11 protein-coding genes are annotated in these 14,487 nt (G+C 67.0%); 3 read left to right on the plus strand and 8 right to left on the minus strand.

What is annotated here, in order from left to right; genetic code table 11:
* Nucleotides 1-26: 26 nt before the first annotated feature.
* From fhuB to DS843_RS07765, 7 genes are all read right to left on the minus strand, one after another.
* Nucleotides 27-2,015 (minus strand): Fe(3+)-hydroxamate ABC transporter permease FhuB, encoded by a 1,989-nt coding sequence (gene fhuB / locus DS843_RS07735; protein WP_286191989.1) that lies wholly within the window; start codon nucleotides 2,013-2,015, stop codon nucleotides 27-29.
* Nucleotides 2,008-2,904 (minus strand): iron-siderophore ABC transporter substrate-binding protein, encoded by an 897-nt coding sequence (locus DS843_RS07740; protein WP_149468303.1) that lies wholly within the window; start codon nucleotides 2,902-2,904, stop codon nucleotides 2,008-2,010. The genes fhuB and DS843_RS07740 overlap by 8 nt, the downstream gene beginning before the upstream one ends.
* Nucleotides 2,901-3,695: an ABC transporter ATP-binding protein gene (locus tag DS843_RS07745; protein ID WP_149468304.1), complete on the minus strand. Its 795-nt coding sequence runs from the start codon at nucleotides 3,693-3,695 to the stop codon at nucleotides 2,901-2,903. The genes DS843_RS07740 and DS843_RS07745 overlap by 4 nt, the downstream gene beginning before the upstream one ends.
* A gap of 71 nt (nucleotides 3,696-3,766) precedes the next feature.
* The gene (locus DS843_RS07750) at nucleotides 3,767-5,920 is read right to left on the minus strand and encodes a TonB-dependent siderophore receptor (protein WP_149468305.1); all 2,154 of its coding nucleotides are present in this window, start codon (nucleotides 5,918-5,920) and stop codon (nucleotides 3,767-3,769) included.
* A 171-nt stretch (nucleotides 5,921-6,091) separates the two neighbouring features.
* A complete protein-coding gene (locus DS843_RS07755; RefSeq protein WP_286191990.1) occupies nucleotides 6,092-6,958 on the minus strand; it encodes an AraC family transcriptional regulator in 867 nt (288 codons plus the stop codon).
* A 371-nt stretch (nucleotides 6,959-7,329) separates the two neighbouring features.
* Nucleotides 7,330-8,838 carry a P-loop ATPase, Sll1717 family gene (locus DS843_RS07760; RefSeq protein WP_149468307.1) on the minus strand — a complete coding sequence of 503 codons (1,509 nt, stop codon included), beginning with the start codon at nucleotides 8,836-8,838 and terminating at the stop codon, nucleotides 7,330-7,332.
* Nucleotides 8,839-9,017: 179 nt separating this feature from the next.
* The gene (locus DS843_RS07765; RefSeq protein ID WP_149468308.1) at nucleotides 9,018-9,944 is read right to left on the minus strand and encodes a LysR substrate-binding domain-containing protein; all 927 of its coding nucleotides are present in this window, start codon (nucleotides 9,942-9,944) and stop codon (nucleotides 9,018-9,020) included.
* A gap of 111 nt (nucleotides 9,945-10,055) precedes the next feature.
* Between DS843_RS07765 and DS843_RS07770 the strand changes: the two genes are divergently transcribed.
* Nucleotides 10,056-11,489, plus strand: coding sequence for an MFS transporter (locus tag DS843_RS07770; protein WP_149468309.1), 1,434 nt, complete (start codon nucleotides 10,056-10,058; stop codon nucleotides 11,487-11,489).
* 18 nt (nucleotides 11,490-11,507) lie between these two features.
* On the opposite strand, the gene DS843_RS07775 is transcribed toward DS843_RS07770, so the two are convergent.
* Nucleotides 11,508-11,987, minus strand: coding sequence for a VOC family protein (locus DS843_RS07775; protein WP_149468310.1), 480 nt, complete (start codon nucleotides 11,985-11,987; stop codon nucleotides 11,508-11,510).
* 99 nt (nucleotides 11,988-12,086) lie between these two features.
* On the opposite strand from DS843_RS07775, the gene DS843_RS31085 reads away from it, so the two are divergent.
* Both DS843_RS31085 and DS843_RS07780 read left to right on the plus strand, forming a co-directional pair.
* On the plus strand, nucleotides 12,087-12,263 hold the full coding sequence (locus tag DS843_RS31085; protein WP_167525228.1) for a hypothetical protein: 177 nt from the start codon (nucleotides 12,087-12,089) through the stop codon (nucleotides 12,261-12,263).
* A 171-nt stretch (nucleotides 12,264-12,434) separates the two neighbouring features.
* Nucleotides 12,435-14,480, plus strand: coding sequence for an NAD(+) synthase (locus tag DS843_RS07780; protein WP_149468389.1), 2,046 nt, complete (start codon nucleotides 12,435-12,437; stop codon nucleotides 14,478-14,480).
* The last annotated feature ends 7 nt before the right edge of the window (nucleotides 14,481-14,487 follow it).

The raw sequence follows: 14,487 nt of genomic DNA on the forward strand, positions 1-14,487 counted from the left end.
TCATTGCGGAACGGCGGATGGAGGGATCAACTGGCGCGGGCGTTGGACCGCCCGAGCAGCCAGACCAGATAGGGACCGGCGAGCAGCGCGGCGAAGAGGCCGAGCGGCAACTGGTAGGGAAAGGCGACGGTGCGGGCCAGCCAGTCCGACACCACCATCAGCCCGGCACCGATCAGGACGGCCCCGGCCCCCTGCTCCAGCGGGCGGCCCAGCCCGGTCAGGCGGGCGAGGTGCGGCGCGATCAGCCCGACGAAGCTCAGCGGCCCGACGAACAGCGCCGCCGCCGCGGTGAGCAGCCCGGCCAGCAGCACCAGCAGGACGCGGCAGCGCCGCACCGGCAGCCCGACGGCCCGCGCGGTCACGTCGCCCAGCGGCAGGATCTCCAGCCATTTGGCGGTCAGCGGCAAGGCGGCCAGCAGCAGGACCGCCGCCCCGGCGCAGAACCAGGCGTCCGCCGCCGCGGCCTCGTTGGTGGAGCCGCTCAGCCAGCGCAGCAGGGCGAAGGCCTGCGGCGTGCCGGTCGCGATGACCGCGGTCAGGACGGCGCTGCACAGGGCGCTCATGGCGATGCCCGCCAGCAGGAGGCGTTCCGGCCCGAAGCCGGCGCGCAGCGACAGGGTCAGCATGGCCGTCAGCGTCAGCACCGCCCCCGCCGCCGACGCGCCGAGCTGCAACCCGAAGCCGGGTGCCGCGGACAGGAACAGCGCGGCGGTCAGCCCGACACCGGCCCCGGTGCCCACCCCCAGGATTTCCGGGCTGGCGAGCGGGTTGGCGGTCACCCGCTGCAACAGCATCCCGGCGGCGGCCAGCATCGCCCCCGCCGCCGCCGCGACCGCCACGCGCGGGCCGCGCCAGCCCAGCAGCGTGTCGAGCAGCGGGCCGGTGGAGAGCGTCCAGCCGCCCGGCCCGTACCCCACGGTGAGGGCGAGACCCACGGCAACGGCGCTGAACAAGGCGAACAGGCCGATCAGCCGGTACGGGTGCGGGCTGCGGCGCGACGGCGCCGGGCGGCTGTTCAGCGACGGCCATTCGAACATGCGCAGGCGCGGAAGCAACCACAGCAGAAGCGGTCCGCCCAGCAGCGCGGTCGCGGCGCCGGTCGGCACCCGCTCCCCGTCCAGCCCGGCCAGAAGCTGCACCAGCCCGTCGGTCAGCCAGAGCAGGACCGCGCCGATCAGCGGGGCGGCGGCCAGCCTCTGGCCCTGGGTCCGCGCGCCGCTGAGATGGGCCAGGGCGGGGGCGGCCAGACCGACGAAGCCGATCACCCCGACCTCCGCCGTCACGCTGGCCGCCAGCCAGACCGCCACCCCGATGACTCCGAAGCGCGTCGCGTTCAGCGCGACTCCCAGGCTTCGGGCGCTGGCGTCGTCCAGCCCCAGGATGGACAGCGGGCGCATCAGCAGGACGGCGGCGGCGATGCCGATCGACAGCCGGACGGCGATGGTCAGCGTCGGCCCCCAGCTCTGCTGCGCCAGCGCCCCGCCGCCCCAGATGAAGATGGAGAAGAGATATTCGCCGTTGGCGAGGATCAGCGCCGCGCTGCCCATCGTCGCGGTCAGGGCGACCATCATGCCGGCCAGCACGACGGCCACCGGCTCCAGCCCGCGCCGCCACGTCATGGCCAGGATGATCCCGACCACGGCCAGCCCACCGGCCAGCGCCACCCCCTCCCGCGCACGCTCCATCAGGGCCGGGGCGTAGAGCATCCCCAGCGTCATGGCGAGCTGCGCACCCGCCGACACGCCGAGCGTCGAGGGCTCGGCCAGCGGGTTGCGCAGCACGCGCTGGAGCAGCAGCCCCGACAGGCCCAGCGCCGCCCCGGCGGCCAGCGCCACCGCGATGCGCGGCAGCACGCTGTGATAGAGGATGACGCCGTCCAGCCACGCGGCGTCCGGCGGCAAGGGCACGGACGGTGCTGCGGCGTACCCGGCGATCTGCCACACGGACAGCGCGGCGGCGGCCAGCGCCAGCCCGCTCCACAGGAGGATTCGGTTGAAGGGCATCCGTTCAGCCATGGCGCGCGGCCTCCGGACGGAGCAAAGCGGCGGTGACGAGGCGGGCGAAGCGAAGCGCTGCCGGAAGCCCGCCGAAATGATTGACGGGCTCGATCACGCTCACCCGCTTCTCCCGCACCATCGGCAGGGCCTGCCACAGGGCGCTGTCCGCCAGCCCCCGCACCACGTCGGGCGACAGCGGCGGAACCACGACGACGAACGCATCCGGCAGGCGGGCCAGGGCTTCGATGCCCAGGGGCGCCGCCGCGCTGTAACTCGATTCCGCCGCCCAGGCGTTCGTCATCCCCAGCCGGCGGAGCACGTCGCCGAACATGCTGTCGCCGCCGAAGGCGCGGAAATGGCGAGCGTCGCCGAAGTTGATCGCCAGGACCGGGCGCCGGGCGCGACCGCGCAGGGATTCGCTGAGCCGGGCGATTTCCGCCTCCGTCGCGGCGACGACGGCACGGGCCTCGTCCTCCCGCCCCAGCGCCTGGCCAAGGGTCAGCGCCGCCTCGGCGGCCAGCGGATAGGGCGGCACGCCGGGCCGGTAGATCGGCAGGGACAGCGTTTCCGCCACCCGCTCCAGGCTGGCCCGCTGCCCCTCGTAATAGTTGGAGGTGAGGATGAGGTCCGGCTCGGCAAGGCTCAGCGCCTCGTAATTCGGCGTGCCGCGCAGCCCAAGGTCGATCACCGTATCGGGGACCTCCGGCTCGACGACGACCTTGCGGAACTGGATCAGCTCGGTCGCGGCGACCGGCACCACACCCAGAGCCAGCGCCGTCTCCAGCCCCGCCCAGTCGATGGCGGCGACCCGGCGCCCGGTGGCGGCCCGCCCGAAACACGGCAGCAACGCCAATCCCGCCGCGAGGCCCAGCGCGCGGCGCCGCGATACCGTCGCTCCCGCCGTCACAGCACGTAACCGATGGGTTCGCCGGTGACGGGGTGCGGGACGGTGCCCATGGCGAGGCGGTAGATGGCGCCCAGAGTCTCGCCGGTCATGATGGCGTCGGGCGTGCCCTGGGCGATCAGCGCGCCGTTGTGCATGGCCAGGATCTCGTCGCAGACGCGGGCGGCCATGTTGATGTCGTGGAGCACGATGACCGCGCCAATGCCGCGCGCCCGGCTCAAGCGGCGCACCAGCCCCAGCAGTTCGACCTGACTGGCGATATCCAACGCCGAGGTCGGCTCGTCCAGCAGCAGGCAGCGCGTGTCCTGCGCCAGCATCATGGCCAGCCAGACGCGCTGCCGCTCGCCGCCCGACAGGCTGTCCACCAGCCGGTCGGCGAAGGTGTCCAGGTGGGTTTCGGCGATGGCCTCCGCCACCTTGGCGGCGTCCTCCGCCCCGAAGCGGCCAAGCGCGCCATGCCAGGGAAAGCGCCCGAGCGCCACCAGCTCCCGCACCGTCATGCCCTCGGCGGGCGGGGTGAATTGCGGCATGTAGGCGACGGAGCGCGCGAAGTCCCGGTCGCCGATCCGCGCGAGGTCCGTCCCCAGGCAGCGGATGGTTCCACCGCCCGGCGGCTGCTGGCGGGCGAGCAGGCGGATCAGCGTGCTCTTGCCCGATCCGTTGGGACCGACCAGCCCATAGATCCGCCCCTGCTCCAGCCGGAGCGACAGCCCCGACAGGATTGTCCGTCCCGCAACGGAGAAGCCGACGCGGTCGAGGTCGTAGAGAGGCGGTGTCGAGATTGGGTTGGTCATTGGAGTGTCTGAACGTTCCTGGTCAAGCTGTTGCATAACCCCCTCTCCCGCCCCGGGAGAGGGAATATCAATCACCACGTCATGTTCACGGTCAGAAGGGCGGTCCGACCCTCGGCGTAGCCGCAGGAGAACTGCGTCTGGCAGCTTGCCACATACTCCTTGTCGAACAGGTTGGTGACGGCGAGATTCACGCCCCAGTCGGCGGGCTTGTAGCCGATCCGCGCGTCGAAGACGGTGGCGGCGGGGACCTTCAGCGTGTTATCGTTGTCAGCCCAGGACGAGCCGACGTAGCGCACGCCGCCGCCCACCGACACGCCGTCCAACACGGCCTCCCGGAAGGTGTAGTCGAGGAAGGCCGAACCCTGGACCTGCGGCACGATGTAGGGCGTCTTGCCGATCAGCGCCGGGTTGGCGTCCTTCTTGATGTCGAGATCGAGCGCCGTGAAGGAGGCGACCGCCTTCAGGTTCGAGGTGATGTTGGCCTTGGCCTCAAGCTCGATGCCGCGCGAGTTCACTTCACCCAATTGGGTCTCGGCGTTGAAGGGGCCGGTCACCACGTTGGTGCGCATCAGGTCGAACAGCGCCGCCGTGAAGATGGCGTCCATCCAGGCCGGGCGGTACTTCACGCCGACCTCATACTGCTGGCCGGTTTCCGGCTTGAAGACTCCGGCGACCGCCGACGACCCCAGCACCGGATTGAAGAAGGTGGAGGCGCTGACATAGGGCGTCAGGCCGTTGGCGAACTCATAGGCCAGACCGGCGCGCCCGCTGAACTTCCCATCCTTGCCATCGTAGGCGGGCGTTCCGTCCGCGTCGGTCGAGGCGATGTCGTAACGCCCGTTCAGCGTCACCAGGAAGCCCTGGCCGAAGCGCATCTGATCTTGCAGATAGACGCCGAGCTGACCCATCGTCAGCTCCTGGTCGATGTAGGAGAAGCGTTGGCCCTGCGCTGCGCCATGGACCGGGTTGGTGGCGCTGATCGGCGTGGCGGAGCCGGACGCCTGCACCTGATCCATCTTGAAATGCTTGTAGTCGACGCCGACCAGCGCCGTGTGGGCGACCGGGCCGGTCTGCCACTTGGATTCGAGCTGGTTGTCGATCAGGACGGTGTTGACCTTGGTCGTGTGCTCGAAATTGATGCGCGACAGCAGGTTGTTCGGATCGGTCGGCACCGCCGAGAAACCGTTGTAGCCGAAGGGATAAACCGTGACCTCGTGGACCCGGCTGTAGCCGTAGCGGGCGTTCTGGCGGAAGGTCAGGTCGTTGTCGAACCGGTGCTCGAACTCGTAGCCGATGGAGGCCTGACGGCGCCGGTAGGTGTCGATGTCCGGTTCGGTGAAGTTGGCCTTGCGGTCGATGCGCCCGAAGGGGGCCGCCACCACCGTCCCGACATAGGGCAGGAAGGCGCCGCCGTTGTGCGTCTCGTCGATGTCGGTGTAGTTGGTCAGCACCGTCAGGGTGCTGCGGTCGTTCGGCGACCATTTGAAACTGGGCGAGAGGGTGCCGCGGAAGCCGTCGGCGAAGTCGGTGTAGGTATCACCGCCCGCGATCCGCCCGGTCAGCCGGTAGCTCAGCGTCGGGTCGATGGCGCCGCCGATGTCCACACCCAGATGGGCGGTTCCGTGCTGGTTGATCCCGGCCTCGACCGAGCGCATGGGCGTATCGCCGGGCCGCTTGGTGACGTAATTCACCAGACCGCCGGGGTTGCTGCCGCCGTAGAGCACGGAGGAGGCGCCGCGCAGCACCTCGATCCGCTCCAGCGTGTAGCTGTCGACGAACTGGCCGCCGAAGCCGTAGCTGTAGAGCTGGAGCCCGTCCTGATAGACGCCGGTCTGCGTCGCCTGGAAGCCGCGGATGAAGATCCAATTGGTGTCGCTGTCCGCGCCGAAGGGCTGGCTGAAGACGCCGGGTGTGTAGCGCAGCGCTTCGTCCACCTTCTGCACGCCGCGGTCGTCCATCTCCTCCCGCCCGATGACCGAGACGGACTGCGGGACCGCGTCCAGCGGGGTGTCGGTCTTGGTGCCCGTGGCCGAGCGGTTGGGGACATAGCCCCGGACCGGGCTGGTCGCGGTGTCGGCGCTGCGGCTGCCCTCGACGGTGACGGGCGCCAGAACCGCCGGAGCGGCCGCGTCCTGCGCGTGGGCCATCGCCGGCACCAGCACGGCGGCGAGCGCCGTGCTGCTCAAGAGGAAGCGGGTCAGTCGCTTGGTGGAAATATCAATCATCGCAATCGGCCTCGGACTGTATGCGGCATCCGCGAGGCGCCTTCGGACCGGCGGGTCCCGAAGAGCCTACGTTGTTGCGAATGATTAGCATGTGCATGAGGAGCGCGATTGAATGGTTTTTGGATGGGTTGGACGTTCTTCCGGCATTCGACGTGTCCGGGACGGCCCGGCTCAGCCGGACTGGTTGCGCAGCCACGCGGCGGGCGTGGTGCCGACGATCTGCCGGAAGACGCGCGTCAGGTGCGCCTGATCGGAAAAGCCCGCCATCACCGCGGCGGCGGCCAGCGTCAGGTCCGATCCGGCCAGCAGGCTCTTCGCCCGCTCCACCCGGACCCGCATCTGCCATTTGTGGGGCGGCACGCCGGTCGACGCCTTGAAGGCGGAGCAGAAATGGGCGGCGGACAGCCCGGTCAGGTCGGCCAGTTCCTGCAAGCGGATCGGGCGGCTGCAATGCTCCTCGATGTGGTCGACCACGCGCTTCAACAGGCGCGGCGGCAGTTGGCCCCGCTTGCGTTCGACGGCGGGCTCCGCCTGCGCGAGGCCGACGAACAGCGCGGTCATCAGGCTCTCGCCGTAAAGGTCGTGCAGGTTCGCCGACGTCCGGCATTCCGCGGCGATCAGGCGCGCCAGGGAGAACAGGCGGTCGTCCGCGAAATTCAGCCGGGGCCGCTCCATGCCCCGGATGTCCAGCCCCTCCGTGAAGCGGTTCCCCAGGACGGACATGTCGAAATGAAGGTCGAGGTGGGTGAGACGGCGGACATTCACCGTGCGCGACCAGACCCGCAGACCGGCGGGCACGTAACTCAACGGTTCGCGCCGGGCGAGGCGGTGGGAATCGCCGCGCGCGGGCGAGGAGGTGACGTGAAGACCGCCCTCCCCCACCTGATCGAGGACCACCACCAGCCGGGGGGCTTCCGACACATACTCTCCGTGGCCGTTCTGATCGCACGCGACGTTCCAGATGTCGGCGATCATCCCGTTCCAGGCCCGCCACTGGAGGTCGTCGAGGATGGTGATCCCCTCCGTGCTGCTTTGCATTCTGGGATGGAACGGCATGGATCGGCCCCCAGCCACCGGATTGACAAGCCCAGGGAATCCCTCTCCCGGGCCGCCAGACCTATAGGGCAATATACAGTTGCGAACAAGTCGCATTCTTACTTTCTTGGCTTGGCTGCGGATAGGGTCGAGTGTGGGCGGTTGGGCGGTTGGGTGGTGGGAGGCTTGTACGGTGGGAATCGCCGAGGCGTTGGGTCAGGATGATAAACCGCACACCCTTCGGCACCGGGCTGCTTTGAAGAAGCATACCCGGCGGGAAGGGAAGAGTGTCAAGGCGCGAGCTTATAAGCGCGTGTCGGCGTCTGACCCAAAGCGGTCATTTCGTGGACAACTCTTCCGGTCGGTGAAAATCCTCAGCTCAGAGCCTTCGCGACTGCGGAATGTATCCGGATTTCCCCTGATTGTGTAGGGTTTATATTTCCTCGATGATATTGCTGATAAATAAATTGACCGTTAGCGTCTGTATAAACGTAATAAAATACGCCCATCATATAAAGTACGCCACAGAACTCAGATAAATCGTATTTTACGCCGGCCGCTTTTGCTTTTGCAAACGCTGGCTTCACCGCAGCCTGGAACTTTTCAAGGTTAGTTCTGGCGCTTCCATCAAGTTGACCTGGAATAAGGGTTTTCAGCCCCTTCTCTAAAAGCGGCAGAGCCTCCGTCGGCATGAACGCAGCTAGTGCTGACTTGCTTTCTTGCCAAGCCTGAGCCGAGTATTTTCGGATTATAGTTTTGTATTTATGATTCGGAATTACGACGGTGTTTCCATCAATACTCTGAGCAGTCTTAAAAAACCGCACAAGATCTCTTGGCTTTGACCATGTGTAATCCAGAAGATCCAGGGGATCTATTTCTTTCAGGTAAGTCTCCAACATTTCTGTCTTAGAGAAGTTCTTCCCCATTGCGGCCTTGAACCGAAGAGTGATAAAATCAAAAACTGGATGATTGATTGCAGCCGGATGATGTTCCCAGGTTATCGCTTCTCCGTAGGACTCAATAACATGGACTACATCTGCCTGCGCAATCTCGGGCTGATCTAAAAACTCCTTTCGAAGCGCGATATAAACTACAATATCAAGTCCTTCCTCCGCAAATCGCTCGTTCAGTGCTTGCACCACCAAAATAGTATCACGAACCAATGATGCATCCGAGCGCAACGATTCTTTGTCACGGAATGCGAAGTGCATCTCGTCAAAAAAGAGGCGTATTTTGGCCTTCTGATCACGAGCAAGTCTGATTGCCCTGCTGAATAGATCATCGTTTGCCTTCTTCAATAGATATCCGGGGTCAACCCTCAGAATGCCTTTCGAGATCTTTTCAACATTGACTTGCGAAGATTCGACAACATTCAAAATAGAATCAAAGGCAATTCGAAGCGCTTCCTTTCCAGTCTTACTAAACAATTTTTCGAACAAATCCTTGCCTGGAACATCTTCACTTAGCTTAACATCATTTAACTTAGATATAAGAAGTGAAACCATAATTCTTTTTATGGCGTGATAGTAGAATTTTCCTCCCCTTAGCTTATCCTCTTCAACTACAGCTCCATTGAAATTCGAGCTATCAATCTTTAGAAGCTCGGCCTCTCTGATAATTTCATTTTTGAAAACGATAAATTCAGTGTTATAGCCTTCCCTTCTCGCCTCTCTCTCCATGTAGCGAAGAATTGCTGTTTTTCCTGTACCCTTTTGACCAGTAATAATAAATTTCTGCCCCTTCAAAAAGGCTCCGTAGTCGTTAATTTCAGGTGCACTCCATGCCCGAACATATAGCGGTTCGACGTTGGAGCGGAGCGATATGATCCACTCCGCATTTGCATCGGTCTCTCCAAAATCAATTTCTTTCAAAAGTTTTACCATTCCCCACCTTTTACGTCGATGTTATTTCTGGTTGTGTATCAGTGATACCGCATCATACCAGAGCTATCGCAGAGTACGACCGAAAATCCTGACGAGAGCCATTCTTAATTTAGCTCGATGGGAGCTATTGGCGCAAAAAGACACCCAGCAATCTCCACCTTCAACTCCGACAATCCCGATCAACTCACGATTCGCAAATCATCCCGCCCCACCACCGACTCCCGACAAGCAGCAAGCACCACCCCGCGCAGCCAGCGGTGGGCCGGGTCGGCGTCCTGGCGGGGGTGCCACATCTGCGTCACGACCACGTCATCCAGGGCGATGGGTAACGGCAGGGTGCGGACCCCGGCCACGCCCGCGGCGACCTGACGCTCGGACACCAGGGCGGTCAGGTCGGAGGCGCGGACGATCGCCAGAGCCGCCGGGAAGCTCGGCACCACGGCCACCACCTTGCGCGCAAGGCCGAGGGCGGCCAGCGCCTCGTCCACCCGATCCCTTGTCAATCCGCGCCGCGAGGTGACCACGTGGCCGCAGGCGGCGTACAGCTCCGGCGTCACCGTCTCCAGGCGGGTCAGCGGATGGCCGTCCCGCACGGCGGCGACCAGCCGGTCGCGGAGCAGGCTCTGCACCTTCAGCTCCGGCGTGGTTTCCGAATGAACCCCGATGTCGAGGTCGATCAGCCCGTCGCGCAACGCCTGCGCGTCGCGGTTCCCCCTGGGGGCGAAGCGCAGCAGGACGCCGGGGGCTTCGGCGGCGACGCGGCTCACCAGCCGGGCGGCGTAGACCTCGATGAAGCTCTCGCTGGCGCGCAGGGTGAAGCTGCGCTCCAGCCGGGCGATGTCGATGGCCTCCGCCGGACGCAGCACCGCGCGCACCTCCTCGGCGAGGCCGGGCACCCGCTCGCGCAGTTGGATGGCGCGCGGCGTCGGGACGAGGCCGCGCCCGGCCCGGACGAGCAGCGGGTCCCCGGTGACCTCGCGCAGGCGCGCCAGGGTGCGGCTCATCGCGGAGTCGCTGAGGCCGAGCCGCCGCGCGGCCTTGACGACGCTGCCCTCCGACAGCAGCGCGTCGAGAGCGATGAGCAGGTTGAGATCGGGATCGGCCATGGGTGCCGAGGCTAACACATGGCGTTCGATGCAGGAATAACCTGCACAGGCGGCGTCTTCCGCCATGTCCGGGGGCGAGCATAGTTGTTTCGACCGCCGTTGGAGACAGCCATGCCCCGTTCCATCATCACCCGAACACCCGAAACCACACATGCAGAAGGCCCAAGTCCGGACGGACTGCCCCTGCCCCGCCGCGCCGTGGCCGGCGCGTCCGTCATCGCCGCGATCGTGCTCGTCGTTCTCGACGGCGCCATCGTCAACATCGCCCTGCCGACCGTCGCCGGCACCCTTGACGTCGCTCCCGCCGACACCGTCTGGATCATCACCGCCTATCAACTGGCGCTGGTGGTCGCGCTCCTGCCCGTGGCCGCCCTCGGCGAGAGCATCGGGCACCGGAGGGCGTTCGCCGGCGGGGTGCTGCTGTTCACCGTGGCTTCCGCCGGCTGCGCCCTGGCGCCGACGCTGCCCTGGCTGATTGCCGCGCGCTTCGTGCAGGGGCTGGGCGGAGCGGCGGTGATGGCGCTGGGCGTCGCGCTGCTGCGCTTCATCTATCCGCAGCGGCTGCTCGGGGCCGCCATCGGTTGGAACGCCCTGGCCATCGCGCTCGCCTCGGCGGCGGGACCGACGATCGGGGCGGGCATTCTCGCCGTCGCCCCCTGGCCGTTCCTGTTCGCGGTCAACATCCCGGTCGGCATCGTCGTGCTGGCGACCGCCCATGCCCTGCCTGCCGTCGAGGGCACGAAACGCCGCGTCGATCCCGCCAGCGTCGCCCTCAACGCGGGATTCTTCGCCGCCCTGGTGATGGGAGCCGAGACCGTCGCGTCGCAGCCCGTGCGCGGCGGCGCTCTGCTGCTGGCCGCGGCGCTCTGCCTCGCCGGTCTCGTCCGGCGCGAAAAGGGGCGGGAGGCGCCGCTGGTTCCCCTCGACCTGTTGCGGGTGCGCTCCTTCCGCCTGTCGGTCGTCGCCTCCGTCCTGTGCTTCACCGGCCAGATGGCCGGCGCGGTGGCCCTGCCCTTCCATCTGCAGCGCGGGCTGGGGCAGGACGCCGTCACGGCGGGGCTGTTCCTGGTGCCGTGGCCGCTGGCGACCGCCGTCGCTGCCCCCATCGCGGGCCGGTTGTCCGATCGCGTGGGGACGGGCTGGCTGTGCGCCGTGGGCGGCCTGCTCCTCGCGGCCGGCCTTGCCCTGGCGGCGGCTTGGCCACTTGAGCGCGACCCGCTGCCGCTGCTGGCCTTCATGGTGATGTGCGGCTTCGGCTTCGGGCTTTTCCAGACGCCCAACAACCGCAACATGCTGCTGACCGTGCCCAAGGCGCGCAGCGGGGCCGCCGGGGGGATGCAGGGCACCGCGCGTCTGGTAGGGCAGACCGCCGGGGCGGTGCTCATGACGCTGCTGTTCTCGCTCCTGTCCAGCCCGGAGGCGGCGCCGCGCATCGGCCTCGCCGTAGCCGCCGCCCTCACGCTGGCGGGCGGCTTGGTCAGCCTGCTCCGCGTTCCCGCGAGCGGCGCGGCGGAGGCCGTGAAGGTGCCGGCCCATGGCCGGTAGCCCTTCCCAAGGGAATCGTCAGCCGCGCCGCGCGGCCTCGATCGCCCCGACGTCGATCTTCGCCATGCCCATCATCGCTTCGAACGCGCGTCTGGCCTCGTCACCGCCGGCCGCCAACGCCTCGGTCAGCACGCGCGGCGTGATCTGCCAGGAGACGCCCCAGCGGTCCTTGCACCAGCCGCAGGCGCTTTCCTGACCGCCGTTGCCGACGATGGCGTTCCAGTAGCGGTCGGTTTCCTCCTGGTCGTCGGTGGCGATCTGGAACGAGAAGGCTTCATTGTGCTGGAACGCCGGCCCGCCGTTGAGGCCGAGGCAGGGAATGCCGGCGACCGTGAATTCGACCGTCAGCACGTCGCCCGCCTTGCCGGACGGGTAGTCGCCGGGAGCATGGTGAACGGCGCCCACCGAACTGTCTGGAAAGACCGTGGCGTAGAAGCGGGCTGCAGTCTCCGCGTCCTTGTCGTACCAGAGGCAAATCCTGTTTTTGGCGGTCGTCATGGCGTGTCCCCTCCCTGTCGGCGCGTCACCGGAATGCGTGAGGATGCGGCAGCCGCCCTGTTGACGGAAGGGTTGCAATCTCCTGCACAGAGGTGACGCATGAGCGACCCGAAAAAGCCGGACGATGCCGGCATCCATCCTCCGCGCAGCTACGACCCGAACAGCCAGAAGCCGCTCGGCGACCGCGACGAAGCCGCGCCCGGCACGCCGGGAACGGGCGAGGACATCGATCCCAAGACCGGCGAAACCTTCACCGAGGGCATCGGCGGCGGTTGAGCCGAGCGCCGGCAACGGCCAGAATGCGGCGGTGCGGCGCCATGGCGGCGACCATGGCGGCGGACCGGCGCGCGAGACGACCGGCGGCCTTCGATGGTTTCCTCGTGCGTGCGTTTCCGCATGACCGGTGGAGGGAGCAACACGATGAAGGCTGACGGCGCGGCTCGGACCATGAGCTTCGGATCACTCTACCGCCATGGGATGGCTCGGGTTGCGGCCTGCACGACGCCTTGCACCCTCGCCGATCCCATGGCGAACGCCGCGGCGATCCTGGACAGCGTGAAGGACTGCCACGATCAGGCGGTCGCCATCGCGATCTTCCCCGAACTGGCCCTGTCCGGCTACGCCATCGACGACCTGTTCCTTCAGGACTGCCTGCTCGACGCGGTGGAGAGCGCCATCGCCCGGATCGTGGAGCGGTCGGGCGCGCTGATGCCGCTGATCCTCGTCGGGGCGCCGCTGCGGCACGCGGGGCGCGTCTACAACACGGCGGTCGCCGTGCATCGGGGCCGGCTGCTGGGGGTGGTGCCGAAGGTGCATCTTCCCAATTACCGGGAATTCTACGAGCGCCGCCACTTCGCCTCCGGCGCGGGGATGGAGGGCGGCACGATCCGCATCGGCGCACACGACGCCCCCTTCGGCCCCGACCTGCTGTTCGCGGCGGAGGATCTGGACGGGCTGGTGGTCCATGCCGAGGTCTGCGAAGATCTCTGGGTTCCCGCTCCGCCCAGTTCCGAAGCCGCGCTGGCGGGCGCCACGGTGCTGGCGAACCTGTCGGCCAGCAACATCACCATCGGCAAGGCGGAAACCCGCCGGCTGCTCTGCAAGTCGCAATCGGCGCGCTGCGCCGCGGCCTATCTGTATTCCTCCGCCGGAGCGGGGGAATCGACCACCGATCTGGCCTGGGACGGGCAGGCGTCGATCTTCGAGAACGGCGAGACGCTGGTCGAGACCGAGCGCTTCCCCAAGGGCGCCCAGATGGCCGTCGCCGACATCGACCTCGACGTGCTGCGGCAGGAACGCCTGCGCATGGGCACCTTCGACGACAACCGCCGCCTGCACGATTCCGTCACCAGCCGTTTCCGCCGGGTCGCGTTCCGCGTCGATCCGCCCGGCGGGGACGTCGGGCTGCGCCGCAGCGTTCCCCGCTTCCCCTTCGTCCCCGCCGTGCGGGAGCGTCTGGAACTCGACTGCTACGAGGCCTACAACATCCAGGTCGCCGGGCTGGTCCAGCGCCTGCGGGCGACGGGCGTCCAGCGGCTGGTGATCGGCGTGTCGGGCGGGCTGGATTCCACACACGCCCTGATCGTCGCCGCCCGCGCCATGGACCTGCTCGAGCGCCCGCGCACCGACATCCTCGCCTTCACGATGCCGGGCTTCGGCACCAGCGACAAGACCAAGGGCAACGCGCTGCGCCTGATGCGCACGCTGGGCGTGTCGCACCATGAACTCGACATCCGCCCCGCCGCCAACCAGATGCTCAAGGACCTGGACCACCCCTACGCCCGCGGCGAGGCCGTCTACGACATCACCTTCGAGAACGTCCAGGCCGGGCTGCGCACCGACTACCTGTTCCGCCTCGCCAACCAGCGGGGCGGGATCGTGCTGGGAACCGGCGACCTGTCCGAACTGGCGCTGGGCTGGTGCACCTATGGCGTCGGCGACCAGATGTCCCACTACAACGTCAACGCCGGCGTTCCGAAGTCGCTGATCCAGCATCTGATCCGCTGGGTCATCGGGTCCCGCCAGTTTCCGGACGAGGTTCTGGACACGCTGGGCGACATCCTGACGACCGAGATTTCGCCCGAACTGGTCCCGGCGGACAGCGACCGCGCCCTGCAAAGCTCCGAAGCCGTTGTCGGCCCCTACGAGCTTCAGGATTTCCACCTCTTCTACACGCTCCGCTACGGCCTGCGCCCGTCGAAGATCGCGTTCCTCGCCCTGCACGCCTGGTCGGATGCGGAGCGCGGCGAGTGGCCGGCGGGCTATCCGGTGGAGAAGCGCGGCGCCTACACGCTGGCGGAAATCCACTCCTGGCTGCGCGTCTTCATCCAGCGCTTCTTCGGCTTCAGCCAGTTCAAGCGCTCCGCCATGCCCAACGGGCCGAAGGTGACGGCGGGCGGGTCCCTGTCGCCGCGCGGCGACTGGCGCGCCCCGTCCGACGGCAACGCCCGCATCTGGCTGGAGGAACTGGAACGCGAGGTGCCGAAGGAGTAACGGCGCC

The sequence above is a fragment of the Roseomonas genomospecies 6 genome, from assembly GCF_008365375.1.
GTDB lineage: Bacteria > Pseudomonadota > Alphaproteobacteria > Azospirillales > Azospirillaceae > Azospirillum.

What these genes read in the sequence shown, in the direction of transcription:
- DS843_RS07775 (WP_149468310.1), bottom strand. Translation starts at nt 11,987, where the DNA reads ATGACGACCGCCAAAAACAGGATTTGCCTCTGGTACGACAAGGACGCG.
- DS843_RS07780 (WP_149468389.1), top strand. Translation starts at nt 12,435, where the DNA reads ATGAGCTTCGGATCACTCTACCGCCATGGGATGGCTCGGGTTGCGGCC.
- fhuB (WP_286191989.1), bottom strand. Translation starts at nt 2,015, where the DNA reads ATGGCTGAACGGATGCCCTTCAACCGAATCCTCCTGTGGAGCGGGCTG.
- DS843_RS07760 (WP_149468307.1), bottom strand. Translation starts at nt 8,838, where the DNA reads ATGGTAAAACTTTTGAAAGAAATTGATTTTGGAGAGACCGATGCAAAT.
- DS843_RS31085 (WP_167525228.1), top strand. Translation starts at nt 12,087, where the DNA reads ATGAGCGACCCGAAAAAGCCGGACGATGCCGGCATCCATCCTCCGCGC.
- DS843_RS07745 (WP_149468304.1), bottom strand. Translation starts at nt 3,695, where the DNA reads ATGACCAACCCAATCTCGACACCGCCTCTCTACGACCTCGACCGCGTC.
- DS843_RS07755 (WP_286191990.1), bottom strand. Translation starts at nt 6,958, where the DNA reads ATGCAAAGCAGCACGGAGGGGATCACCATCCTCGACGACCTCCAGTGG.
- DS843_RS07765 (WP_149468308.1), bottom strand. Translation starts at nt 9,944, where the DNA reads ATGGCCGATCCCGATCTCAACCTGCTCATCGCTCTCGACGCGCTGCTG.
- DS843_RS07770 (WP_149468309.1), top strand. Translation starts at nt 10,056, where the DNA reads ATGCCCCGTTCCATCATCACCCGAACACCCGAAACCACACATGCAGAA.
- DS843_RS07750 (WP_149468305.1), bottom strand. Translation starts at nt 5,920, where the DNA reads ATGATTGATATTTCCACCAAGCGACTGACCCGCTTCCTCTTGAGCAGC.